20 protein-coding genes are annotated in these 25,689 nt (G+C 65.1%); 6 read left to right on the forward strand and 14 right to left on the reverse strand.

Features of this window, described 5'->3' with window-relative positions; all coding sequences use genetic code 11:
• Positions 1-7 precede the first annotated feature (7 nt).
• Positions 8-2,956 (forward strand): formate dehydrogenase subunit alpha, encoded by a 2,949-nt coding sequence (fdhF, locus tag J3485_RS12765; protein WP_206952877.1) that lies wholly within the window; start codon positions 8-10, stop codon positions 2,954-2,956.
• A gap of 76 nt (positions 2,957-3,032) precedes the next feature.
• Complete coding sequence (locus J3485_RS12770; RefSeq protein ID WP_206952878.1) at positions 3,033-3,275, forward strand: formate dehydrogenase subunit delta; 243 nt, start codon at positions 3,033-3,035, stop codon at positions 3,273-3,275.
• A 75-nt stretch (positions 3,276-3,350) separates the two neighbouring features.
• Here J3485_RS12770 and J3485_RS12775 read toward each other — a convergent pair whose 3' ends face one another.
• A complete protein-coding gene (locus J3485_RS12775) occupies positions 3,351-5,168 on the reverse strand; it encodes an FAD-dependent monooxygenase (protein WP_206952879.1) in 1,818 nt (605 codons plus the stop codon).
• 193 nt (positions 5,169-5,361) lie between these two features.
• On the opposite strand from J3485_RS12775, the gene J3485_RS12780 reads away from it, so the two are divergent.
• Complete coding sequence (locus J3485_RS12780; RefSeq protein WP_206955792.1) at positions 5,362-7,236, forward strand: tetratricopeptide repeat protein; 1,875 nt, start codon at positions 5,362-5,364, stop codon at positions 7,234-7,236.
• A 27-nt stretch (positions 7,237-7,263) separates the two neighbouring features.
• On the opposite strand, the gene J3485_RS12785 is transcribed toward J3485_RS12780, so the two are convergent.
• From J3485_RS12785 to uvrC, 3 genes are all read right to left on the reverse strand, one after another.
• On the reverse strand, positions 7,264-8,559 hold the full coding sequence (locus tag J3485_RS12785; protein ID WP_206952880.1) for an MFS transporter: 1,296 nt from the start codon (positions 8,557-8,559) through the stop codon (positions 7,264-7,266).
• A 115-nt stretch (positions 8,560-8,674) separates the two neighbouring features.
• Positions 8,675-9,268: a CDP-diacylglycerol--glycerol-3-phosphate 3-phosphatidyltransferase gene (pgsA, locus tag J3485_RS12790; protein ID WP_206952881.1), complete on the reverse strand. Its 594-nt coding sequence runs from the start codon at positions 9,266-9,268 to the stop codon at positions 8,675-8,677.
• A 159-nt stretch (positions 9,269-9,427) separates the two neighbouring features.
• Positions 9,428-11,545 carry an excinuclease ABC subunit UvrC gene (gene uvrC, locus J3485_RS12795; protein WP_206952882.1) on the reverse strand — a complete coding sequence of 706 codons (2,118 nt, stop codon included), beginning with the start codon at positions 11,543-11,545 and terminating at the stop codon, positions 9,428-9,430.
• A gap of 353 nt (positions 11,546-11,898) precedes the next feature.
• Here uvrC and earP point away from each other — a divergent pair, with 353 nt between their 5' ends.
• From earP to J3485_RS12810, 3 genes are all read left to right on the forward strand, one after another.
• On the forward strand, positions 11,899-13,098 hold the full coding sequence (earP, locus tag J3485_RS12800) for an elongation factor P maturation arginine rhamnosyltransferase EarP (RefSeq protein ID WP_206952883.1): 1,200 nt from the start codon (positions 11,899-11,901) through the stop codon (positions 13,096-13,098).
• 156 nt (positions 13,099-13,254) lie between these two features.
• Positions 13,255-13,812, forward strand: a complete 558-nt coding sequence (efp, locus tag J3485_RS12805) for an elongation factor P (RefSeq protein ID WP_206952885.1) — start codon at positions 13,255-13,257, stop codon at positions 13,810-13,812.
• 335 nt (positions 13,813-14,147) lie between these two features.
• The gene (locus J3485_RS12810; protein WP_206952887.1) at positions 14,148-15,527 is read left to right on the forward strand and encodes a sigma-54-dependent transcriptional regulator; all 1,380 of its coding nucleotides are present in this window, start codon (positions 14,148-14,150) and stop codon (positions 15,525-15,527) included.
• 97 nt (positions 15,528-15,624) lie between these two features.
• Here the strand turns inward: J3485_RS12810 and nagZ are convergent, their stop codons facing one another.
• From nagZ to J3485_RS12860, 10 genes are all read right to left on the reverse strand, one after another.
• The gene (nagZ, locus tag J3485_RS12815) at positions 15,625-16,653 is read right to left on the reverse strand and encodes a beta-N-acetylhexosaminidase (RefSeq protein WP_206952888.1); all 1,029 of its coding nucleotides are present in this window, start codon (positions 16,651-16,653) and stop codon (positions 15,625-15,627) included.
• An 81-nt stretch (positions 16,654-16,734) separates the two neighbouring features.
• A complete protein-coding gene (gene acpS / locus J3485_RS12820) occupies positions 16,735-17,148 on the reverse strand; it encodes a holo-ACP synthase (RefSeq protein WP_206952891.1) in 414 nt (137 codons plus the stop codon).
• Between the two features lie 20 nt (positions 17,149-17,168).
• Positions 17,169-17,933: a pyridoxine 5'-phosphate synthase gene (pdxJ, locus tag J3485_RS12825; RefSeq protein ID WP_206952893.1), complete on the reverse strand. Its 765-nt coding sequence runs from the start codon at positions 17,931-17,933 to the stop codon at positions 17,169-17,171.
• Positions 17,930-18,832, reverse strand: coding sequence for a DNA repair protein RecO (gene recO / locus J3485_RS12830; protein WP_206952895.1), 903 nt, complete (start codon positions 18,830-18,832; stop codon positions 17,930-17,932). The genes pdxJ and recO overlap by 4 nt, the downstream gene beginning before the upstream one ends.
• Complete coding sequence (gene era, locus J3485_RS12835) at positions 18,819-19,682, reverse strand: GTPase Era (protein ID WP_206955793.1); 864 nt, start codon at positions 19,680-19,682, stop codon at positions 18,819-18,821. The genes recO and era overlap by 14 nt, the downstream gene beginning before the upstream one ends.
• Positions 19,683-19,785: 103 nt before the next feature.
• Complete coding sequence (gene rnc / locus J3485_RS12840) at positions 19,786-20,886, reverse strand: ribonuclease III (RefSeq protein ID WP_206952897.1); 1,101 nt, start codon at positions 20,884-20,886, stop codon at positions 19,786-19,788.
• A gap of 140 nt (positions 20,887-21,026) precedes the next feature.
• Positions 21,027-21,920: a signal peptidase I gene (gene lepB, locus J3485_RS12845; RefSeq protein WP_206952899.1), complete on the reverse strand. Its 894-nt coding sequence runs from the start codon at positions 21,918-21,920 to the stop codon at positions 21,027-21,029.
• A gap of 15 nt (positions 21,921-21,935) precedes the next feature.
• On the reverse strand, positions 21,936-23,729 hold the full coding sequence (gene lepA / locus J3485_RS12850; protein ID WP_206952901.1) for a translation elongation factor 4: 1,794 nt from the start codon (positions 23,727-23,729) through the stop codon (positions 21,936-21,938).
• Between the two features lie 194 nt (positions 23,730-23,923).
• The gene (locus J3485_RS12855; protein WP_206952903.1) at positions 23,924-24,184 is read right to left on the reverse strand and encodes a glutaredoxin family protein; all 261 of its coding nucleotides are present in this window, start codon (positions 24,182-24,184) and stop codon (positions 23,924-23,926) included.
• Entirely contained in the window at positions 24,181-25,680 is a 1,500-nt protein-coding gene (locus J3485_RS12860; RefSeq protein ID WP_206952905.1) for a DegQ family serine endoprotease, read from the reverse strand. The genes J3485_RS12855 and J3485_RS12860 overlap by 4 nt, the downstream gene beginning before the upstream one ends.
• Positions 25,681-25,689: the final 9 nt, after the last annotated feature.

The following is a 25,689-nucleotide window of genomic DNA, read 5'->3' on the forward strand; positions in this document are numbered from 1 at the left end:
GCCTCACATGTCCGATGCGCCCGCCCGTACCCCTTCCGCCCCGACGACCTCGGGCGGCTGCGGTTCAGCAAACTGCGCATGTCGATCGAACGCGACTGCGCTCCTCGACGATACCGATTACGGCACGCCCCGCCGGCACGCCGATACCGACGTCACGCTAGAGATCGATGGCCGCGATATCACGGTGCCGGCCGGCACGTCGGTCATGCGCGCCGCGATCGAAGCCGGCGTGAACGTCCCCAAGCTATGCGCGACCGATTCTCTGGAGGCGTTCGGCTCGTGCCGTCTGTGCCTCGTCGAAATCGAAGGCAAGCGCGGCTATCCTGCTTCGTGCACGACGCCCGTCGAGGCGGGCATGCGCGTGCGGACGCAAAGCGAGCGCCTGCAAACGCTGCGGCGCAACGTGATGGAGCTCTACATCTCCGATCACCCGCTCGATTGCCTGACCTGCTCCGCCAACGGCGACTGCGAGTTGCAAGACATGGCGGGCGTGGTCGGCCTGCGTGAAGTGCGTTACGGCTTTGACGGCGCGAATCATCTGAAGGACGTCAAGGACGAATCGAATCCCTACTTCACCTACGATCCGTCCAAGTGCATCGTCTGCAATCGCTGCGTGCGCGCGTGCGAAGAGACGCAAGGCACGTTCGCGCTGACGATCGCCGCGCGCGGGTTCGAATCGCGTGTCGCGGCAAGCCAGAGCGAGCCGTTCATGGAATCGGAGTGCGTCTCGTGCGGCGCCTGCGTCGCCGCGTGCCCGACGGCCACGCTCGTTGAAAAAACCGTCACGTTCTTGGGCCAGCCCGAGCATTCGGTCATCACCACGTGCGCCTATTGCGGCGTCGGCTGCTCGTTCAAGGCCGAGATGAAGGGCACGGAGGTCGTGCGCATGACGCCGTACAAGAACGGGCAGGCCAACGAAGGCCACGCCTGCGTCAAAGGGCGCTTCGCGTGGGGCTACGCAACGCACAAAGATCGCATCACGAAGCCGATGATCCGCGCCAAGATCACCGACCCGTGGCGCGAAGTGACGTGGGACGAAGCGATCTCGTACGCGGCCTCGGAATTTCGCCGCATTCAGGCGAAGCACGGCCGCGAATCGATCGGCGGTATTACGTCCTCGCGCTGTACGAACGAAGAAACGTATCTCGTGCAGAAGCTCGTACGCGCCGCCTTCGGCAACAATAACGTCGACACCTGCGCGCGCGTCTGCCATTCGCCGACCGGATACGGCCTGAAAACAACGATCGGCGAATCGGCCGGCACGCAGACATTCGCGTCCGTCGACAAGGCCGATGTCATCATGGTCATGGGCGCGAACCCGACCGACGGCCACCCGGTCTTCGGCTCGCGGCTGAAACGCCGTCTGCGTGAAGGCGCCAAGCTCATCGTCGTCGATCCGCGCCGCATCGATCTCGTCGACGGTCCGCACGTCAAGGCGATCTACCATCTGCCGTTGCGTCCCGGCACGAACGTCGCGCTCATCAACGCGCTCGCGCATACGATCGTGACCGAAGGCCTCTTGAACGAAGCGTTCATCGCGAAGCGCTGCGAGGCGCCCGCATTCGAGCAATGGCGCGCATTCGTCGCGCAGCCCGAAAACGCCCCCGAAGCGATGGCCGACATAACGGGCGTTCCCGCCGCGCTCGTGCGCGAAGCCGCGCGTCTGTACGCGACGGGCGGCAACGCCGCGATCTACTACGGCCTCGGCGTGACCGAGCATGCACAAGGCTCGACGACGGTCATGGGCATCGCGAATCTCGCGATGGCGACGGGCAACATCGGTCGCGAAGGCGTCGGCGTCAATCCGCTGCGCGGCCAGAACAACGTCCAAGGCTCGTGCGACATGGGTTCGTTCCCGCACGAGCTGCCCGGCTACCGCCATATCGGCGGCGACGAGGTGCGTCATCAGTTCGAGGCGGCTTGGGGCGTGCAACTGCAACCCGAGCCAGGCCTACGTATCCCGAACATGTTCGACGCCGCGCTCGACGGCAGCTTCAAGGGGCTCTATTGCCAGGGCGAGGACATCGTCCAATCCGATCCCGACACGCAACACGTCGCAGCCGCGCTCTCGTCGATGAAATGCATCGTCGTGCAGGATATTTTCCTGAACGAGACGGCGAAATACGCGCACGTGTTCCTGCCGGGCTCCTCGTTCCTCGAGAAGGACGGCACGTTCACGAACGCCGAGCGCCGCGTCTCGCGCGTGCGCCGCGTCATGCCGCCGCTCGCCGGCTACGCCGATTGGGAAGTGACGCTGCTGCTCTCCCGCGCGCTCGGCTATGAAATGGATTACGCGAATCCGTCGGAAATCATGGACGAAATCGCGCGGCTCACGCCGACGTTCCGCGGCGTCTCGCACGCGCTGATCGACCGGCTCGGCAGCGTGCAATGGCCTTGCAACGAGCAGGCGCCCGAAGGCACGCCGACGATGCACATCGACGAATTCGTGCGCGGCAAGGGCCACTTCGTCATCACGCAATTCATCGCCTCGCGCGAGAAGGTGACGCGCCGCTACCCGCTTTTGCTGACGACGGGACGCATCCTCTCCCAGTACAACGTCGGCGCGCAAACGCGCCGCACGGAGAATTCCCGCTGGCACGAGGAGGATCGACTCGAGGTTCATCCGCAGGACGCCGAGGACCGTGGCATCAAGACAGGCGATTGGGTCGGGATCGAATCGCGCGCGGGGCATACGGTGTTGCGTGCGCTCGTCAGCGAGCGGATGCAGCCCGGCGTTGTCTATACGACATTCCACTTCCCTGAATCGGGCGCGAACGTCATTACGACCGACAGTTCCGATTGGGCCACGAACTGCCCCGAGTACAAGGTCACGGCCGTGCAGGTGCAGCCGGTGCAGCAGCCGTCCGAATGGCAGCAGCACTACGAACGCTTCAACGAAACACAGCTCGAACTGCTGCGCGAGCGCTCGCTGGCCAGCGCGACGAGCGGCAAGTGAGCATGGCGCTCGGAACGAGGACGCGGGTGCGAACACGGAAACGAACACGACAACGGACGAATGAAGGCAAGCTGCGATGAAGGTCGAGCATTTGATTGAAATGGCGAATCAGATCGGTGAGTTTTTCGCGTCGATGCCCGATCGCGAGAAAGCACTGGTCGATATCGCCGATCACATTCACCACTTCTGGGAACCCCGGATGCGTCGAGCGATCCTCGCGTCGCTCGACGATCCGGCCGCAAGCGGAACGATGTCGCCGATCGTGCTCGAGGCACTGACACGCGCACGCGAGAGGCTGACGCCGCAAGCGATCGCGTGATCCCGCGGCGGCGTTCGGCGCCGCGTCCCGATTCCGAAGTGACGGGACGGACGCGCTGAGCCAGTCACCTTCGACTCAACTCGCGCGGCGCACGCCGGAGAACCACGTTTCGCAGTGCCGCGCGAGCGCGCTCGTATCCGAAGTGGGCCGCCCCCGCGCACCAATGTAGCCATCGGGCCGAATCAGGTAGAAGGCCGGTCGCGTCCGGCCGTAAGCATGCGTCAGCGACCAGGTTGCGTCCTCGCTCGCATCGGTCACGCGCCAAATTCGCACCGCATCGGGCAGCGCCGCCTCGATCGCCGAAATCAGCCGGTCGAGTTCGGGGTCGGGCTTGACGGCGGGCGTCGCCGCCCCCCCCTTCGCCCCCTTCGCATCGACCGCGGCGTCGACACCACCCGGCAGTGCCTCTAGGATGAACAGCGAGAAAAAGCCGGGATCGTGCAAATCGTAGAGACGCCCGGTGCCGGGCGCCTGCCCGAGCGGACCGTCGACGACACGCACGAGCGCATCCGGTGCGCGTTCGCCGGCGCGCGGGCCGCCATCGAGCACGCGCTCGAGCGTGAGCGGGCTGCGCCGATATTGAATCGCCAGTTCGCTGACCATCAGCCGCGCCGCGTCGCGCAACGGCCCGAACGCCGCCAACACCGGCATCACCCGCTCGCGCAGCAATTTCAATGGTCCGCGCTCGGCTCCGGCCAACTGCGTGACGAAAGCGGTTTGACGCAAAACGTCGCGCTCGATCGGGTGACGTTCGAGCTGGTAAGTGTCGAGCAACGGCCCGCTCTCGCGGCCGGCTAGGGTCCGCGCAAGCTTCCAGCTCAGATTGAGCGCCTCTTGGATGCCCGTGTTCATCCCTTGCGCGCCGGCCGGACTATGGACGTGCGCGGCGTCGCCGGCCAGGAAGACGCGCTGTGTCCACAGCCGCTCGACCATCCGGCTATTGAGGCGGAAATAGGCAGACCAAGCAAGCCCCGACAGCATCAACGGATGATGCGCGCGCTGCGCCACGATGGCGCGGCATAGCTCGAGCGACGGGGCGGGCGGATCGTCGCCGGCGGCGGCTGGATGCGCGGGCGTCTGCGCTTGCTCGTCGTCTTCATGCTCGTGCTCATCCTGACGCTCGTGCTCGTGCGAAGCATCGGCAGGCGCATCCGCATACTGGCTGGAAGACAATGTCGCCGCGGGATCGGCTAATGTCGACGGATGGTCGGCAATGAGCCTGTGGCGCCCGCCTCCCATTGGAATGACGGCGGCCAGCCCATCGCTCGATGCAAACAAATGAAACTCGTCGTCGGACAAATCGGAATCGACTTGCAGGTCCGCGAGCATGAACGTCTGCAGGAACGTCTTGCCGGCAAAACTCAAACCAAGCAAATGACGCACGGTGCTGTGCGCGCCGTCAGCGCCGATGAGGTAGGCTGCGCGACACGTCTCTTGGCGGCCGTCGGCGTGCAACAGCTGCGCCTCGACCAGCGCGGCGTCTTGCTTGAGCCCGACGAGTGTCACGCCGCGCTCGATCTGAACCCCGAGGCTCGCGAGATGCTCGGTCAACAGCCGCTCCGTGACGGATTGGTCCAGGCAGAGCAGGTAGGGGTAGCGCGTTTGCAGAGGGTCGAAATCGAGGCGCGCGAGCCGATTGCCGTTCGAGTAGAGATTCGCGGCGCGCAAGCGGTGCCCCGACGCCAAAAAGGGCTCGACGACCCGGTGCTGCTCGAATAGTTCGAGCGTGCGCGCTTGAATGCCGATCGCGCGCGTATGCACCGCCGGCTGCGGCGCACGATCGATCAGGCGCACGCTCGTATGCGTGCGCGCCAAACTCATCGCGGCGGCCAGCCCGGTCGGCCCGGCCCCCACGATCAGCACCGGCAGCGCGTTGACGTCGACGGCGGCCATGCTCGTCCTCCGGGGAACCACGAGATCCTGCCAAGTGTACGCCGGCGCGTTTCTCATCGGGGCTCGCATCGGGGCCCGGTAAATGTCGCAGGCATTCGGCCCAGGCGGCTACCGTAATGGCGCGGGCCGAGCCGTCGTAGGCCCGGCCCGCCGAGTGTGGGACAATGCGGCGTTTGCGCCATTGCCTGCCGTCATGGAACCCTTTTTCGCGCGCGCCTATGCGGCGCATCGTGACGGACGACTCGCCGATGCCGAGCGCGATTACCGCGCGGCGCTCGACGCCGACCCCGTCCATACCGATGCCCTCCATCTTCTGGGGGTGCTTCGTCACCAGCAAGGCCGCCACGAAGAAGCGGCCGAGCTCGTCGGGCGGGCCGTTGCATTGCGGCCCAACGATGCAGCGCTGCAATTGAACCTCGGCAACGCCTTGAAGGCGCTGGGCCGCCTCGACGGTGCCATCGAACGCTTTCGCAATGCGCTCACGCTCGCGCCCGAATTTCCGCTTGCGCAGTACAACCTCGGCAACGCTTACGCACAGGCGGGTCGCCATGAAGACGCGGTCTACGCTTTCGAGAAATCGCTGCGCCTGCAGCCGGACGACGCCTCGGCCCACAACAATCTCGGCAATGCGCTGCACGCGCTCGGCCGCAGCGAAGAAGCGATCGCTGCATTCTCGCGCGCCCTCGCGCTGCGCCCCGGCCACGCGGGTGCGCACAACAATCTCGGCATGGCGCTCGCGGCGCTGGGCCGCACCGACGAAGCGATCGATCAATTTCGCGCAGCGCTGGCCGCGCAGCCGCGCTACGTCGCCGCTTACTTCAACCTCGGCAACACGCTCGACGCGGTAGGACGCCACGAAGAGGCAAGCACCGCATTCGAAGCTGCGCTTGCGTTGCAAAACGGCTTCCCCCCGGCGCTGTTGGGCTCGGGCAACGCACTCGCGGCGCTGGGGCGGCATGCGGAGGCGATCGCGCGCTTCGAGCGCGCGGTCGGCCTCGATCCGCAACTCGCGCTCGCCTGGCTCGGTCTCGGTAACGCGCACCACGCACTCGGCGCGCACGATGCGGCGTTGCGCGCATTCGACCAAGCGCTGCGGTTGCGTCCCGATCTGGCGTCGGCGCAGCTCAATCGGGCGCTGACGTTGCTCACGCTCGGCGATCTCGCGCGCGGCCTGCCCGCTTACGAATCGCGGCTCGCGATCGCCGCGACGACCGATTCGCCCGGCAACGCCGGTATGTCTGCCTTGCGGCGCTGGCGCGGCGAACCGATCGGCGAGCGCACGCTGTTGATCGAAGCCGAGCAAGGCTTCGGCGACACGCTGCAATTCCTGCGCTTCGTGCCCCAAGCGGACGAGCGCGCCGGCCGCATCGTGCTAACCGTGCAACGCGAACTCGAGCCGCTCGTCGCGCCATTGGCGAAAGCGTGGCGCGTTGCACTCGCCGTTGCCGGCGAAGCGCCGCCGAAAGCCGATTTGCGCTGCCCCCTGCTGAGCTTGCCGCTCGCACTCGGCACGACGCTCGACACGCTGCCCTACGTGCGCCGCTACCTCGACGTCCCGGCTGCCTACCGCCGGCGCTGGCGCGGCTCGCTCGGCGGCCATGCGAAGATCAAGGTGGGCCTCGCCTGGTCGGGCCGCATCCAGGCGCACGAGAACCGCGCAATGCCCATCGCGCAGCTCGCGCCGCTGTTCGCGTTGGCCGGTATCGATTGGCTCGTGCTGCAGCCCAATTTGAGCGACGACGACAAGCGCGCGCTCGACACGCATGCGCGCACGACGTCGATTCATCGCTTCGACGAACGTATCGGCAATTTCGCCGATACGGCCGCCATCGTCGACAGGCTCGACGCGGTCGTTTCGATCGACACGTCGGTCGCCCACCTGGCCGGCGCGTTCGGCAAGCCGCTTTGGCTCATGCTGCCGTTCGCGGCCGACTGGCGCTGGTTCACGAATACCGATCGCAGCCCTTGGTACCCGAGCGCACGACTCGTGCGGCAGCCTTCGCCGGGGCAATGGGGCCCGGTGGTCGAAGAAGTCGCGCGCATGCTCGCGCGCGAGCTGCTCGAGTAAGGCGCCTAGGCCGCCCGAAAACCGACGTCAAACCGCCTTGTACTGGTTGCGCGCCTCCGGCGAGCGATACAGGAAGAGCGTGGCAATCAGTCCGCAAACGGCCGCCGCGCCCATCCACAGGCCCGGTGCCGCCTTGTTGCCGGTTTGATGAATGAGCATCATCGAAATGGCCGGCGTGAACCCGCCGATCGTCGTCGCGAGACTGTATGCGAGCGAGAAGCCGGCCGTGCGCACTTCGCGCGGCATGACCTCGGTCAGCGCGACGACCATCGCCCCGTTATAGCTGCCGTAGAGGAACGAGAGCCAGAGTTCGACCGCGAGCAGGCGTAGGAACGAAGGCTCGGCCACGAGCCACTGCACGGCCGGATAGGCCGTCAAGATCGTCAGCACGGTGAAGACGAGCAAGACGGGCCGGCGGCCGACGCGATCCGAAACCGCACCCATGAGCGGCAGCCAGACGAGATTCGACAGGCCGATGCAGACCGTCACGACGAGCGTGTCGACCGCCGAGAGCTTGAGCACATCCCTGCCGAACGTCGGCGTATAGGCCGTGATCAAATAGAACGAAACCGTCGTCATCAGCACCATGCCCATGCCGCCGAGCACGACGCCCCAATTCTCCACGAGCGAGGCGAACACTTCGCCGACCGACGGCCTGTGATGCATCGCCAGGAATTCCTCGGTTTCCTTGAGCGAGCGCCGAATCAGGAACAAGAACGGCACGATCAGGCAACCGATCAGGAACGGCACGCGCCAGCCCCATGCGCCCATTTGCTCGGCCGGCAGCACATCGTGCAGGATCACGCCGAGCAGCGCCGCGAAAACCACCGCGACCTGCTGGCTACCCGACTGCCACGAGCAATAAAAACCCTTGTGCCCCTTCGTCGCGATCTCGGACAGATAGACCGACACGCCGCCGAGTTCCACGCCGGCCGAAAAGCCCTGCAGTAACCGCCCGAGCAACACCAACACGGGCGCGAGCATACCGATGGTGGCATAGCTCGGCACCGCGGCCACGGCCAGCGTGCCGAATGCCATCAATATCAGCGTGAGAATCAAGCCCTTGCGACGGCCGTGGTGGTCGATGTAGGCGCCGAGCACGAGCGCGCCGAGCGGGCGCATCATAAAACCGGCACCGAACACGGACAGCGACAGCATCAGTGAGATGAAGTCGTTGCCGCTCGGAAAATAGGTCTTGGCGATCGCATGAGCGTAGTAGCCATAGACCATGAAATCGTACATCTCGAGGAAGTTGCCGCTGACGACGCGAAAAACGGTGCGGACTTTGGACTCGGCGGGCGAAGCGGGAGAAACGCTGGACATGACTCTCTCTACGAAACCGTTCAGCGCGGGCAAACGAGCCGCGGCGCCGAACAGCGCAAAACGAAGGGTTCAACAGCATTGAAACGCAACCGGGGCTGCGAGCGGCGCCATGGCATCAAAGCGCGCCGCCGCGTTCGCGGATCTGCGGCCACGCGAGTTTCATGTAATAGAGCATCGACCAGATCGTCAGCACGGCGGCGAGGTAGATGAGCCAGAGCCCCCACACGCGCGCATCGATCGCGAGCGTGCCGCCGATCGGCACGCTGCCGTAGTAGAGCAGCATCGGGATGGCGACCATCTGGCAAGCCGTCTTGAACTTGCCGAGCCGGTTGACGGCGACGCTCTTGGACGCGCCGATCTGCGCCATCCATTCGCGCAGCGCCGAAATGGCGATCTCGCGGCCGACGATCACGAGCGCGATCGCCGACTCGATGCGCCCGAGCTGCACGAGCACGAGCAGCGCGGCCGTGACCATGAGCTTATCGGCAACGGGATCGAGAAACGCGCCGAACGCCGACGTCTGATTCCATTTGCGCGCGAGATAGCCGTCGAACCAATCGGTCAGCGCAGCCAACACGAAGATCGTCGCCGCAGCGACGTTGCGATCGACGGCGCTCATCATCGAATCGGGCATGTAGAAGACGCCGACGACGAGCGGAATCAGCACGATCCGCAGCCATGTCAGAAAAATCGGAAAGTTGAATGGCATGGGCGAATGGCAGGCGTTGGAGTAAGGGGCGGGCCAGGGAGACGCCATTGTGCCGCGTCGACGGACCCGCCACAAGCCGAGCGCCCGCCTAGGGCCCCGGAATAGGGCGTGTTCATGTGCCGGTTGCCGCCGCCTGCCCCTTGTCAGCGCGGGCAGGCCCTAGTGCAACTGCCGGTAGATCTGCTCGGCCAAGGCGTGCGAAATGCCTTCGACGCTCGCCAGGTCTTCGACGCTCGCCGCCACGACGCCGCGCAGCCCGCCGAAGCGCGCGAGCAGCCGCTGGCGCCGTTTCGCGCCGATGCCGTCGAGCTCTTCGAGCCGCGACGTCTGGCGCGCTTTCGCGCGCTTCGCGCGCATGCCGGTGATCGCGAAACGGTGTGCCTCGTCGCGAATCTGCGCGACGAGCATCAGCGCGGCGCTTTCCTTGCCGAGCTCGAGCGGGCCGCGGCCGTCGGCGAACACGAGCGTCTCGAGCCCGACTTTGCGGCCCTCGCCCTTGGCCACTCCGACGAGCATCGACCGATCGAGCCCGAGTTCGGTAAACACTTGCCGGGCGACTTCGACCTGACCTTTGCCGCCGTCGATGAGCACGATGTTCGGCAAGACGCCGCCGGCCGCGGGCTCCGCCGAATCAGTCGCAGAATCCGCCCCCGGCGCGGCAGTGCGATCGTCGGCCTCGTCCGCATTTTCGGCGGCCAGTTCGACGAGCCGCTCATACCGACGCGTGAGCACCTGCCGCATGGCGGCATAGTCGTCGCCTGGTGTGATACCCGTGATGTTGTAGCGGCGGTATTCGGCCGACTGCATCTTGTGATCGCGATAGACGACGCACGATGCCTGCGTCGCCTCGCCCATCGTATGGCTGATGTCGAAGCACTCGATGCGCAGATGCGCGAGGTCGTCGCACTCCATGCTCAGCACCTCGGCCAGCGCCCGCGTGCGCGCTTGCTGAGATCCGCGCTCGGACAACAGCCGCGCGAGCGCCAGACGCGCGTTTTGCTCTGCCATCGCGAGCCAAACGCGCCGCTGCCCCTGCGGCTGGCGCACGAACACGACCTTATGCCCCGCCTGCTCGGTCAACAAATCGGCGAGACCGCGGCTGGCGCTCGCGTGGCTGACGACGAGCACGGGCGGAATGCGGTGGCCGAGGTAGTGCTGCGCGATGAACGCCTCGAGCACTTCGGTTTCGATGCCGGCTTCGAAACGGGCCGCCGGCTCGTCGATTGCCTCGACGGCTTCGGCCGGGGACTCGGCACTGTCGACTCGGTCCGATCCGGCAGGCGCTCGCGCTTCGCCCGCGATGGCTTGCGCTACGTCCGCGCCGCGCTCCGACTCCGCATCGGTTTGCAACCCCGCGCCTTCGGCTTGCTCTGACTCGTCGCCGCCGAACCCGCTTTCGACGTGCGCCGGGAAATAGGCCTTGTCGCCGAGATGCCGGCCGCCGCGCACCATCGCGAGATTCACGCAAACACGGCCGCCCAGCGCGACGACGGCGAGGATATCGACGTCGCTGTCGCCGCCGACTTCGATCGCCTGCTGATGCAACACGGTGGACAGCGAGCTCATCTGATTGCGCACGGCCGCGGCTTGCTCGAACTTGAGCTCAGCCGCGAACGCATGCATCTTGGCTTCGAGCTCGCTCATGACCTCGCTTTGCCGGCCGAGCAAGAAGCGCGATGCGTTGGCGACGTCGCGCGCGTAATCTTCTTCGCCGATGGCGCCGACGCACGGCGCCGTGCAACGGCCGATCTGATGCAGCAGACAGGGCCGCGTCCGATTGTTGAAGACCGAATCCTCGCAAGTGCGCAGTTGAAACACGCGCTGCAGGATCTGAATGCTCTCGCGTACGGCCCAAGCACTCGGGAATGGGCCGAAGTACTGGTTCTTCTTGTCGACCGAGCCGCGGTAGTACGCCATGCGCGGAAAGGCATGGCCCGTCAGCTTCAGATACGGATACGACTTGTCGTCGCGAAAAAGAATGTTGTAGCGCGGCGCGAGCGCTTTGATGAGATTGTTCTCGAGCAGCAGCGCCTCGGCCTCCGACCGCGTCACCGTCGTTTCGATCCGGGCGATTCGCGTGATCATCATCGCGATGCGTGGCGAGAGTTGCGTCTTCGTGAAGTAGCTCGACACGCGCTTCTTCAGGTCGCGCGCCTTGCCGACGTAGAGCACGTTCTCGTGCGCATCGTAATAGCGATACACGCCGGGTAAATGCGGCAATTGGGCCAGAAACTTCTTCGGTTCGAAAGGCGGGTTCGGAGCGTCGGAATCGGTCATGCGCGTCAGGTGCGAAACGCCGCGCGGCAAGGGGCGGCGTGCTTTAGAATCGCCAGTTTAGACCATTTGCGCACGCGTTCGCGCCGTCGGCACCGCGCCCGCGCCGCCCGCTCGCGCCACGCCGCCGCCCGGCGCACCGTGCCCCTCGCCCGCTTCAGGCCGCTTCACGTCTGAATCGGGCCCGATTCGGGCCCGAACCACGTCCGCGTCCCGCCATGTCCGCCACACGCTCGTCTCGTCCTGCCACTCTATCCATCGAAGGCGCTGACGCCGCTCGGAACGCCTCGCGCGATGCGAGCGGCCCGGCAGCCGCCGATGCGTCGGAACCGCCCCGCCTGCCCGCGATACACGGCATGCCGGCCGAACACGGAACGTCCGAGCCGCGCGCGGCACCCGCATCCGCTGACGCGATTGCCTGCGACCTCTTTTGCACCGTCATCGACAACTTCGGCGATATCGGCGTCTGCTGGCGCCTGGCTCGTCAACTCTCGTCCGAATACGGCTGGCAGATGCGTTTGCTCGTGGACGATCTGCATACGTTCGGGCGCCTGTGCCCGACGCTCGACGTCACGCTCGCCCGCCAGCGCGTCGAGGGCATCGTCGTCGAGCATTGGCACGAGCGCACGCACGCCGGGGAAGTGCTCGCGGTGGCCGACATCGTCATCGAAGCATTCGCCTGCGAGCTGCCGCCGCCCTACGTGGCCGCAATGGCCCGACGCCACCGCCCCCCCGTCTGGCTGAACCTCGAATATCTGAGCGCCGAAGATTGGGTGGCCGAATGCCACCTGAAACCGTCGCCGCATGCGCGCTACCCACTGACGAAGGCCTTCTTTTTCCCGGGGCTCGGCCCCGGCACGGGCGGCGTCATCAAGGAGCGCATGCTCGACGACGCGCGCCGCGCCTTCGAGATGTCCGCTTCGGCACGCGAGGCCTGGTGGCGACAGACGACCGGCGCCGCCGCACCCGAGCCCGCCGCGACCGTCGTCTCGCTGTTCTCGTACGAAAACCCGGCTGTCGACGGCTTACTCGAGCAGTGGCGCGATGCCGCGGAGCCGATCGTGGTACTCGCGCCCGAGGGCCGCGTCTCGGGCGCGCTCGCGCGCTTTTTCGGTCACAGCGCATTCGGCGCCGGCGCGCATGCCGAACGCGGCAACCTGCGCGCCCACTCGCTCGCGTTTCGCCCGCAGCCCGAATTCGATGCGCTGCTCTGGGCGAGCCATCTGAACTTCGTGCGCGGGGAGGATTCCTTCGTCCGTGCCCAATGGGCTCGCCGGCCATTCGTTTGGCATATCTACCCACAGGCCGACGCCGCGCACCTGCCCAAGCTCGATGCCGCGCTCGCACACTATGCGCGCGCGCTGCCCCCGGCCGCGCGCGCCGCGCTCGCGCGCTTTTGGCACGCCTGGAACGGAGCGGGCACGCCCGATTGGGCCGATTTTTGGTCTCACCGCCATGCGCTCGAAGCCAGGGCTGTGACCTGGGCGGACGAACTCTTCACCATCGGCGATCTCGCCGCGAACCTAGCTCAATTCGCAAAATCTCAGTTAAAATAAACGGTTATCCAACGGCGCCGCGCGGCATTTAAGCATACTGCGGAACAGCGAAATCGCAGGAAGGCGGCGCGCCCCATGAGGCGACGATTGACGCGATCGCTGTCGATGCCGTTGAGCAACACAAATCAGTCACTTTATTCGCACAGGATCGTTTTTATGAAGATTGCACAGGAACTGCGCACCGGTAACGTCGTGATGATCGGCAACGACGCGATGGTCGTGCAAAGGGCCGAATACAACAAATCGGGCCGTAACTCCGCCGTCGTCAAGATGAAGCTGAAGAATCTCTTGACGGGCGCCGGCATGGAGTCGGTCTACAAGGCGGACGACAAGTTCGACGTCGTCGTGCTCGAGCGCCGCGAAGTCACGTACTCGTACTTCGCCGATCCGATGTACGTCTTCATGGATGCCGACTACAACCAGTACGAAGTCGAAGCCGAGATGATGGGCGATGCACTCCATTACCTCGAAGACGGCATGCCTTGCGAGGTCGTGTTCTACAACGAGAAAGCGATCTCGGTCGAATTGCCGACGACGCTCGTGCGCGAAATCACGTACACGGAGCCTGCGGTGAAGGGCGATACGTCGTCGGGCAAGGTGCTCAAGACGGCCAAGCTCACCACGGGCTTCGAGCTGCAAGTGCCGCTCTTCTGCAACATCGGCGACAAGATCGAAATCGATACGCGTACGCACGAATACCGCAGCCGCGCCTGATACATTCCAGGCACATTCCGGGCATAAGGCGCCGCCGGCGCCATATGCGGAATGTTATGCCGACTGATAGCGCCCCACGGGGCGCTTTTTTTTTCGTATGAGTGGTGTATGGTTAAGCAATCTTTACCGGTCGTTTTTTCACGCTAACGTGGCCGAAACTGCCGCTCTTGCCGGGTGGCAATTGCAAGTCTTTGTTCTATAAAGGAGAACGATCTGGCACGCCAAATGCTTTCCTCATCGGTTGCCCGTCCGCCGTCGCAACACGATGTTCGTGCATGGCGTCGTTCGTCCCCGGCGCCCGCGGGCTCTCGACTTCTAATTTGATTACGCCAGCCATGCCACACGCTCTGATTGTCGAAGACGATCCCAATAGCCTGTCCGGCCTCAACGCAATCGTCGCCGCCGACGGCTTTTCCGTCGACACGGCTGCGACGCTCGCCGAGGCGCGCGCCGCGCTGACGCGTTTCATCCCCGACGTCGTGCTGATCGACCTGAATCTACCCGACGGCAGCGGGCTCGATCTGCTGCACAACCTTCCGGCCCAGCCGGACGGCGTCGTGCCCGTGATCGTGATGACGGGCAACGCAACGGTGGAAAGCGCCATCGAGGGATTGCGCCATGGGATTTGGGATTACTTGCTCAAGCCCGTCAACATTCCGCGGCTGCGCAGCCTGCTCGCGCGCATTCCGCGTCCCTACGAGTTGACGGAAGAAGTGCAGGCGCTGCGCGCGACGTTGCGGCAGCTCGGCCGATTCGGCCCCATCATCGGGCGCAGCGACGCGATCCAGCACGTCTACGATGCGATCGAGCGCCTCGCGCCGACCGAATCGGCCGTGCTCATTTGCGGCGAAGCGGGCACGGGCAAGGAAATCGCCGCGCGCACGCTGCACGAAATGAGCCGGCGCCGCAAGGGCCCGTTCGTCGTGTTCGACTGCCGCGCGTTCGCGCGCGAGGGCGGTGCAGAACGCGGGCTCGACAGCATGCTGTTCGGCCAAGAAAGCGCGATACCGTCGCTCGAGCGGCGCGAGCCGGGGCTATTCGAGCAAGCGGCGGGCGGCACCCTCTTTCTCGACGAAATCGCCGACTTGCCGTTGCCGCAGCAAGAGGCGCTGCTGCGCGCGCTCGATTCGCAAACGTACATGCGCGTCGGCGGCAGCAACCAAGTCAGCGTCGATTGCCGCATCGTCGCGGCCACGCGCAAGCCCGCCCGCGACGCCGTCGCGCAGGGCGTCTTGCGCGAGGACCTCTGGCTGCGGCTCGACGCGGCGTCGATCGCCCTGCCGCCGCTGCGCGAGCGCGACGACGACGCCGTGCTGCTCGCCGAGGCGCTCGTTGACGAACTGAATCGCGAAATCAACGCGAGCGGCCTGGCCACCGTCAACAAGCGCATCGGGCCCAATCTCGTGCGCGAGTGCCTCACGTACGATTGGCCCGGCAACGTGCGCGAACTGCACGAGCGCGTGCGGCGCGCCTACAACGCATCGGGAGAAATCGTCGACTCGCTGCGCGCCGACGAAGCGAACGGCTCGAGCGGACGGCGGCTGAACGGCGGCAGCGTGCAGGTGACGGTCGGCACGCCGCTGTCCGACGTGGAAGACTTGCTGATTCGGGCGACGCTCGACGCCGTCGGCGGTACGCGCCATCGGGCCGCTACGCTGCTCGGCATCAGCCCGAAGACGCTTTACAACAAACTGCAGCGGATGAAGATGGCGTGACGCCGAATAGCCGAGCGCGGCGGCGATCGCCTCGCGCTCGGCGCTCGGCGCTGTGTGCGGCGATGCGGCCGCGTCCGGATGGCCTTCCCGTTCGGCGTCAGGCGAAGGCGCTCGCGAGCAGCGCTTTCGCGTCGCGATACGCCGGCCGTTCGACAAGCTTGCGCCAGGTCGGCGCCTTGCCGCGCCCACGCAATTGCTTCAAGCGCCGCGCGCGCTCCTTCGACGTTACGTACTCGAGCTCACGCAAGACGACTTCGGCCGCCTCCGGTTGATTGCAAACGAGCACCATGTCGCATCCCGCCTCGAGCGCGGCTTGTGCCGCTTGCGTGAGCGTGCCGCCGGCACGCGCCGCCTCCATCGACAAGTCGTCGCTGAAAATCGCCCCCGTAAAGCCGAGTCGATTGCGCAGAATGTCTTGCAGCCAGATACGCGAGAACCCGGCCGGTTTCTCATCGACCTTCGAGTAGATGACGTGAGCGGGAATCACCGAGGCGAGCGCCATGCCGAGCCAGTCGTAAGGCGCGGCATCCTCGCTCAGGATTTCGTCGAGCGAGCGCTCGTCCACAGGCAGCGCCACGTGCGAATCTGCAGCGGCGAAGCCATGCCCCGGAAAGTGCTTGCCGCAGTTGCTCATGCCGGCCAGCGCCAGCCCGTGGTTCAAGCTCTTGGCGAGCAACGTCACGACGCGCGGATCGCGATGGAACGCGCGATCGCCGATCACCGACGAGCGTCCGTAATCGAGATCGAGCACGGGCGTGAAGCTCATGTCGATGCCGCAGGCGCGCAGCTCGGCGGCGAGCACGTAGCCCGTCGCCGTCGCGACCTTCGTCGCGTAAAGGACGTCGCGATCCCACAGCTCGCCAAGCCGCGCCATCGCGGGCAATACCGTAAAGCCGTCCGTGCGGAACCGCTGCACGCGGCCGCCCTCGTGATCGACGGCGATCAGCAGATCGTCGCGTACGTCGCGAATGGCATCGGTCAACGCAATGAGCTGCCCGCGGTTCTCGTAATGGCGAGCGAACAGAATGACGCCGCCCGTCATCGGGTGCGAAAGGCGTCGCACGTCGTCGTCGGTCAGCACGAGGCCTTTGACGTCGAGCATGACCGGGCCGGGAGGATTGTTCATCGAATCGAGCAGCATGGATGAGAAAGCGAAGGTGAATGTCGGATGAAAACAGCCGGATCTTAAAGAGCGAGGCGCGTCGGCTCAGCTCGTGGCGCTCGCCGTGTCCGATTCGGCGATGACGAACGCCACCGCGTAATCGCGCTCGTCGCTGACGGTCACTTGCGCCGTGATGCCGCGCGCGATGAGCCATTCGGCCAGTTCGCCCGACGCCTTGACGACGGGCTTGCCGCTCGCCTCGTTCAGCGTTTGCAGCGCGCGCCAGGTCATCGGCCAGTGCATGCCGAGCCCGATCGCCTTGGAGAAGGCCTCCTTGGCCGAAAAACGCGTCGCGAGAAACGCGAGCCCGCGTGTCTCGGAACGCGCTTTGCGGGCGTGATAGACGCGTAGCTCGTCGGGCCCGAGCACCTTCTCGGCGAAACGCCCGTTCGTGCGCGTCATGACCGCCGCGACGCGGCTCACTTGGATGATGTCGGTGCCGATACCGTAGATGGCCATATGCGCGCCGTTCGCGTCGATCAGCGCGTCGCGGCGAGACGCGCGGCCACCATGATGGCCTTCATCTCGCGCACCGCGTTGTCCCAGCCGGCGAAGATCGCGTGCGCGACGATCGCATGCCCGATGTTGAGCTCGACGATGCCCTCGATCGCCGCGATCTGCTGCACGTTCGTGTAATGCAAGCCGTGCCCGGCATTGACCTTCAGGCCGAGCGACGCGCCAAGCTCGACGCCGCGCACGATACGCTCGTACTCGCGCCCCTGCTCGCCCTCGTCGTGCGCATCGGCATAGCGCCCCGTGTGCAACTCGATGACGGGCGCGCCCGCTTCGTGCGCGGCGCGGATTTGTGTTTCATCGGCGTCGATGAACAGCGAGACGCGCGAACCGGCATCGGCCAGTTGCCGGCACGCGGCGCGCACGGCCTCGAAATGGCCGGCGACGTCGAGCCCGCCTTCGGTCGTCAGCTCCTCTCGCTTTTCCGGGACGAGGCAAACGTCATGGGGGCGCACGTCGCAAGCGATGTCGAGCATCTCCTGCGTGACCGCGCATTCGAGATTCATCCGCGTCGCCAATTGCGGCCGCAGCGCGCGCACGTCGGCATCGACGATATGGCGCCGGTCCTCGCGCAAGTGCAGCGTAATGGCGTCGGCCCCGGCCGCCTCCGCCTGAAGCGCGGCGCGGATCGGGTCCGGATAGTGCGTGCCGCGCGCGTTGCGCAGCGTCGCGACGTGATCGATGTTGACGCCGAGTTCGATGACGCTCGGCGACGTCAGAAAGAAGCTCATAAGTTCTGCAGGTCGAGAAGTATCTGGCGCGTCGCGAGCGGCGTGCCGCCAAGGTAGGTATTGAGCAGAAAGCGCATCAGCGTCTTGCTTTGCGCGACCGTCTGCGCACGATGGTAATCGTCGTGCTCCATGTCGAGCAACGTCTGGCCCGATATGACGGGCCAGTGCGATGGAAACTCGCTCGTCGCCTCGCGCACGCCGCGCTCGGGATCGAAGACGTAGCGGCCCTCGGGTATCACTGCCTTGCGTGCGACGGTACGATCGAGCGCCATCGCATAGCCGGTCTCGCGCAGCAACACGCGCTCGAACGAGCGCAGCACCTGTACGGGCGCCTCGTCGTGAGCGAGCCGCGTCAGCGTGACGACGTAGTGATGGAACAGCGGCGGATGCGGGTCCTCGCGCGCACAAAACTTCACGAGCAGTTCATTGACGTAGAAGCCGCACAGCAATGCGTCGCCGCGCAACGGCAACATGCCGCCGACCCACTCCGCGCCGGTGAGCGTGCGCATCTCCGATTTGCCCGACCACGACATCGCGAGCGGCTGAAACGTCTGCAGCACGCCGCGCAGCGCCGAGTGCGGGCGCTTCGCGCCTTTGGCGACGAGCGCGAGGCGTCCGTGATCGCGCGAAAAGACGTCGATGACGAGGCTCGTCTCGCTATACGGATAGCTGTGGAGAACGAACGCCGGCTGCTCCGCGATGCGATGCGACGGCTCGCGCGGCACGCGGCGCGCGGCAGTAGGCAAACCGCCGTCGTCGGCAAGGGGCGCCCCCCCCTCTCCGGGATCCGCCCGTCGCGTGCGGCGGCGCCCCTTGGCCCCCGTCGCAGCGTCGGGCTGCGACGATGCAGGCGCGGGAAGCGTCACCGCCCCGTCGTGGATCTCGTCATTCGTACCCATAGGCACGCAGCCCGGCTTCGTTATCGGCCCAGCCGCTCTTCACCTTGATGAAGGTTTCGAGATAAACGGGACCGTCGAAGAGCTTCTCCATATCGAGCCGCGCTTCCGTGCTGATCTGCTTGAGCTTGGCGCCCTTGTGGCCGATGATCATGGCCTTGTGGGCGTCACGGTCGACAAGGATCGTCGCGAATACGCGGCGCAACCGCCCTTCCGTCTCGAACTTCTCGATGAGCACGGTGCTCGTGTACGGCAGTTCGTCGCCGGTCCATCGAAACACCTTCTCGCGCAAGATTTCGGCCGCGAGAAAACGCTCGCTGCGGTCGGTCAGATCGTCCTCGCCGTAGATCGGCTGACCTTCGGGCAGATAGGGCTTGATCGTCTCGAGCAGATGCTTGACGTCGTCGGGATGCTTCGCCGACAACGGCACGATTTCCTTGAACTCGCGCAGCGCGCCCATCTTTTGCAGGAATGGGTAAAGCGTTTTTTTGTCGCTGACGCGGTCGAGCTTGTTCGGAACGAGCAGCAGCGGCGCCGACGGCGGAATCAAATCGAGCACCTTTTGATCGTCGGGCCCGAAGCGACCCGCCTCGATCACGAACAGCACGGCGTCGACGGCTGTCAGCGTCGAGGTGACGGCGCGGTTCAGCGAGCGGTTCAGCGCCCCGCTGTGTTGAGTTTGGAAGCCCGGTGTGTCGACGAAGATGAACTGCGCATCGTCGAACGTATGGATGCCCGTGATGCGATGGCGCGTCGTCTGCGCCTTGCGCGACGTGATGCTGACTTTTTGGCCGACGAGCGCGTTCATCAACGTCGATTTGCCGACGTTGGGTCGGCCGACGATGGCGATCATGCCGCAGCGAAAGCTGGGGGAAGTGGGAGTGTCGATCATGCGTGGCTGGCGATTCGAAAAGAGGCGGCGCGGCGCACGGCAAGCGCCGGAAACACGCACGGGATCATGAATGGTCGGGCTCGGGCGCACCGGCGCGTGCGGCGCCGGCGATGTCGGAGACGAGTTCGGCTTCGCCGCTTCGCACGGATTGCTCCGCGCTCGACGACCCGTCCGTCTTCGCCGCACTCGGCTCGGATTTGACCGCCGTATCCGGCTTCGGCGCGAGCGTGGGCGTGGGCACCTTATGCTCGACGTGCGCCGCTCGTATCATCGCCGGCGGCACGACGCTTGCCGCCCGCTCGCCGCCTTCGCCCGCTCCAGCCGCGCCGGCCGTTTTGGCGCCTTCGCCGCGCGCGGCTTTGTCGCCACGGCGCTCGGGCGCGCGCAGATCGAGCGCCGCTTGCACGCCCTTCACACCCGGCACGACTTCCTGCTCGCCATGCTTGGCGGCGCGCGCGCTACGCGAGCGCTTCGGCTTGACTTCGAGCGCCGGCTGCAGCGTCATCACTTCTTCGAGCGCCTTCTTGGCCGCCGCCTGTTCAGCGGCGCGCCGGCTGGCCCCCGAGCCCGACACCTTCACGTCGAGCTTGGGCACCGTGCATTCAACTTCGAACTGCTGGTTGTGGGCGGCGCCGTGCGTCGCGACAACCGTATAGGTAGGCAGTGCGATCTTGTGGCCCTGCAAGTACTCCTGCAGCAACGTCTTGGAATCCTTGCCGAGCGTACGCGGGTCGATGTGATCGAGGATCGGCACGTACAGGCGCTTGATGACCGTTTGCGCCGCATCGAAGCCGCCGTCGATAAAAATCGCGCCAAGGATGGCTTCGAAGGCATCGGCGAGAATCGACGGCCGCCGAAACCCGCCGCTGCGCAGTTCGCCTTCGCCGAGCCGCAGCCCCTCTGAAATATTGAGGGCCTGAGCAATTTCATACAGCGATTGTTGTTTGACGAGGTTGGCGCGCACGCGCGACAAGTCGCCTTCGTCCAATTTGCTGAATCTCTGGAACAAAAGCGCGGCCACCGCGCAATTTAGAACGGAATCGCCCAGAAATTCGAGCCGTTCGTTGTGCGAGGCACTGTGACTGCGGTGAGTTAAAGCCTGGCGCAACAATTCCGCATTGCGAAATTCGTAGCGCAACCGGCTTTCCAGCGGAGATAGCGGCATGAGCAGAGTATAACGCGCGCGCCTCGCCCGACGGTCCGGCTGGGCGAGGCGCGAAAAAAACGGCGATGCGAGCGAGGATCGCGACGCTCGCGAGCGTCGCGGCCGTCATGCGAGCACCGCGAACATCGCGAGCAGCACGTTCAGTGGAACGTGCCGATGCGTTTCAGGTTGCTGAAGTTCATCCAAACGAAAAACGCGCGGCCCACGACGTTGCCGTCGGGCACGAAGCCCCAGTAGCGGCTATCCGCGCTGTTGTCGCGGTTGTCGCCCATCATGAAGTAATGGCCGGGCGGCACTTTGCAGACGACACCCTCGGCGTTGTACGTGCAATTGTCGCGATAGGGGTAGTCTTCCGCGCCGATGATGAACGGCGGCACGGCGGGATTGTTCAAGATCCCGTGCTCGCGCCCGTCGAGATTTTCCTCGAACTGCTTCGCGTAGCCGATGCGCTCTTCATCGAAGTAGTCGGGCAGCGGCGTCTCGGCAATCAGCTTGCCGTTGATCGTGAGGCGCTTGTTCTCGTACGAGACGACGTCGCCGGGCAAGCCGACCACGCGCTTGATGTAATCGACCGATTCGTCCTTCGGATAGCGGAAAACCACGACGTCGCCGCGGTGAAGCGGGCCGCCTTGCGTGATCTTGGTATTGACGATCGGCAAGCGCAGGCCGTATTCGAACTTGTTCACGAGGATGAAATCGCCGACGAGCAGCGTCGGCACCATCGATCCCGAGGGAATCTTGAACGGCTCGACCACGAACGAGCGCACGAGGAAGACGACGAGGATGACGGGGAAAAAGCTCGCCGTGTACTCGAGCCACCACGGCTGGCGCAGCTTTTCGTCGCGCAGGCGAGCACGCGTTTGCGGCGCGTTCTCGTCGGCGAAGCGCTCGCCGATGCGGGCCTGCTGTTGGTCGAAATCGGCGACGGCGGCATCGGCCGCCCGTCGCCGCTGAGGCAGAAACACGAGCTTGTCGGCAACCCACGCGATGCCCGTCAAGATCACGAGCACAAAAAGAATCAGCGCAAAGTCCATGTAAGAGAGGTCCTGTTATTTGTCTTCGACTCGCAAGATCGCGAGGAAAGCCTCTTGCGGGATCTCCACGGACCCGACTTGCTTCATTCGCTTCTTGCCTTCTTTTTGCTTTTCCAACAGCTTCTTTTTACGTGTGATGTCGCCGCCGTAACACTTCGCGAGCACGTTCTTGCGCAGCGCCTTGATGTTTTCGCGCGCGATGATGTGCGCACCGATGGCCGCTTGAATCGCGACGTCGTACATCTGGCGCGGAATGATCTCACGCATCTTGGCCGCGACTTCGCGGCCGCGATACTGCGACTGCGACCGGTGAACGATCACGGACAGCGCATCGACCTTGTCGCCGTTGATCAGCATGTCGACCTTGACGACGTCGGACGCGCGATATTCCTTGAACTCGTAATCCATCGACGCGTAGCCGCGCGAAACCGATTTGAGCCGGTCGAAGAAATCGAGGACGATCTCGGCCATCGGGATCTCATACGTGAGCTGCACTTGGCGGCCGTGATACTGCATGTTGATCTGGTTGCCGCGCTTTTGCGTGCACAGCGTGATGACCGAGCCGACGTAATCCTGCGGCATGTAGAGGTTCACGGTGACGATCGGCTCGCGAATCTCTTCGGTCCTCGACGGATCGGGCAACTTCGCCGGATTCTCGACCACGACCGTCGTGCCGTCGCGCTGCACGACTTCATAGACCACGGTCGGGGCGGTGGTGATGAGATCCATATCGAATTCGCGCTCGAGCCGCTCCTGCACGATCTCCATGTGCAAGAGGCCCAGGAAGCCGCAGCGAAAGCCGAAGCCGAGCGCCTGCGAGACTTCGGGCTCGTACTGCAGCGACGCGTCGTTGAGCTTGAGCTTTTCGAGCGATTCGCGCAGCGCGTCGTACTGATTGGCTTCGACGGGATAAAGGCCGGCGAACACCTGCGGCTTGACTTCCTTGAAACCGGGCAGCGGCGCTTGCGCGGGCCGCGTGGCGAGCGTGACCGTATCGCCGACCTTGGCGGCCGTCAGCTCCTTGATGCCGGCGATGATGAAACCCACCTGCCCGGCCGAGAGCGTCTCGAGATTCTTCGACTTCGGCGTGAAGACGCCGATGTGCTCGACGGGGTACTGCGCGCCCGTGGCCATCAGCTTGATCTTGTCCTTCGGACGCAGCGTGCCGTTGACGATGCGCACGAGCATGACGACGCCGACATAGTTGTCGAACCACGAATCGATCATGAGCGCCTGCAATGGCGCCTCGGGGTCGCCCTTCGGCGGCGGCACTTTGGCGATCAACGATTCGAGGACGTCTTCTACGCCGAGCCCCGTCTTCGCGCTGCAGCGCGCGGCGTCGGTGGCGTCGATACCGATGACGTCTTCGATTTCCTCGATCGCGCTCTCGGGGTTGGCCGCGGGCAGATCGATCTTGTTGAGCACGGGCACGACTTCGACGCCGAGCTCGATCGCCGTGTAGCAATTGGCCACCGTCTGCGCCTCGACGCCTTGGCTCGCGTCGACGACGAGCAGCGCCCCTTCGCAAGCCGACAGCGAACGGCTGACCTCGTAGGAGAAGTCGACGTGACCGGGCGTATCGATGAGGTTCAGGTTATAGACCTGGCCGTCGCGCGCCCGATAGTGGAGCGCGGCGGTCTGAGCCTTGATCGTGATGCCGCGCTCGCGCTCGAGATCCATCGAGTCGAGCACTTGCGATTCCATTTCGCGGTCGGACAGGCCACCGCACAGTTGAATAATGCGATCGGCGAGGGTCGACTTGCCGTGGTCGATGTGCGCAATGATCGAGAAATTACGAATATGATCCATTCAGGGCCGATCAAGCGAAAAAGGCGCGCTCGAACAACTGCGGAGCACGCCTTGTAAGTACGTGAAAAAACGGTCTATTTTAGCCGAAATGGCCCTCCCACGGCGCATTTCGCGGTGACGACCGCCGACGCGCCTTACGCCGCCCCATGCGGCGCGCGGTTGTTCGAGCCTGCGCGCCTGCGCGATGCTCGCGTTCACGCCCGGTGCGCCGCCAGCGCGGCACGCACGCGCTCGGCATCGAGCCGATAGTGGCACAGCTCGCGGCCTTCGTAGACGAGCACCGGCACGAGTTCATCGTAGCGCGCGACGAGCGCCGGATCGGCATCGACATCGACGACCTCGACCGTGGCCCCGAACGCGTGGGCCAACGGCTCGAGCGCGATGCGCATCTCCTCGCACAAATGGCACCAGGCTCGCGAGTAGAGGGTCAGATGCGCCGCGAGAAAAACGGTCATTTCCCTTGGGCACGCGGCCTGATCGGCACGAATTGCGTGTTCTCGCCGCGGCGCACGAGCACGGCCACCATCTTTTGCGAATCGAGATGGGCAGTGACCTGCTCGAACTGCTTCGCGCTCGACACGTCGGTATCGCCGACGCGCAAGATGATGTCGCCCTTTTGCAGCCCGACTCGCGCGGCCGGGCCGTCGACGGCCTCGACCTGTACGCCGCCGCTGCGCAGCTTGAGCGATTTGATCTGATCGGGCGACAAGTCCGACACCGTCACGCCCAGCGCGTTCGACGGACGCGGCATCACGGGCGATGCGTGCTCGTCGTCGGCCTTCGCCGTCCTCTCGGGCTGCGTCTGCTCCACCGTGATCGGCACCTCGCGCGACTGGCCCTTGCGCCAGATCGTCACCGTCGAACGCGTGCCGGGTTTCGTGTCGCCGACCATACGCGGCAAATCCGTATCGGCATCGACGGGCACGCCGTTGAACTTGAGGATGATGTCGCCGGGCTGCAAGCCGGCTTTGTCGGCCGGGCCGCCGGGCTCCACGCTGCTCACGAGCGCGCCTTCGGCATGCGGCAGGCCGAGCGAATCGGCCACGTCCTTCGTCACCTCGCCGATCGAAACGGCGATGCGGCCGCGCACGACCTTGCCCGTCGTCTCGAGCTGATCGGCCACGCGCATCGCATCGTCGATCGGAATCGCGAACGCGATCCCCATGAAGCCGCCTGTGCGGCTGTAGATCTGCGAATTGATGCCGATCACCTCGCCCTGCATGTTGATGAGCGGGCCGCCAGAATTGCCGGGGTTGACGGCCGCATCGGTCTGAATGAACGGCAGATAATCGCCGGTCTCGCGCCCTTTGGCGCTGACGATGCCGGCGGTGACCGTATTGTCGAGCCCGAACGGCGAGCCGATCGCAACGACCCACTCGCCGACGCGAACCTTGTTCGAATCGCCGATCGTGACGGTCGGCAGATTCGTGGCGTCGATCTTGACGACCGCGATGTCCGTCCGATCGTCGACACCGATCAGCTTGGCCTTGAACTCGCGCTTGTCGGTCAGCGTGACGTAAATATTGTCGGCGTCGTCCACGACGTGGGCGTTCGTCATCACGTAGCCGTCGGCCGACAGGATAAAGCCGGAGCCAACGCCGTTGTTCGCCTCGCCGTCGCCGTTGTCCGATTGATCGGGACTGCCACCGTGGTCGCCGCGGTCGCCCCCGTTGCCGTGGGGTGCCTGCGGCAGCGGGATGCCGAAAAAGCGCCGGAAGAATTCCGACATGTCCCCATCGCCCATTCCCGGCGGGGTCGCGTGCTGGCTGGTCGAGCCCGACACGCGCGTCGTCGTGCGAATGTTGACGACAGCCGGCCCGACCTTGTCGACGAGATCGGTGAAGTCGGGCAGGTTCGCCGCCGGCATGGCCGACGCCGAATGCGGCGCAAACGACAGGCAAGCCACGGCTGCGGCGGCCGCGAGGAATTTGCGCACCGAAAGATTCGTCATAACAAGGGG

Source organism: Trinickia acidisoli (assembly GCF_017315725.1).
GTDB lineage: Bacteria > Pseudomonadota > Gammaproteobacteria > Burkholderiales > Burkholderiaceae > Trinickia > Trinickia acidisoli.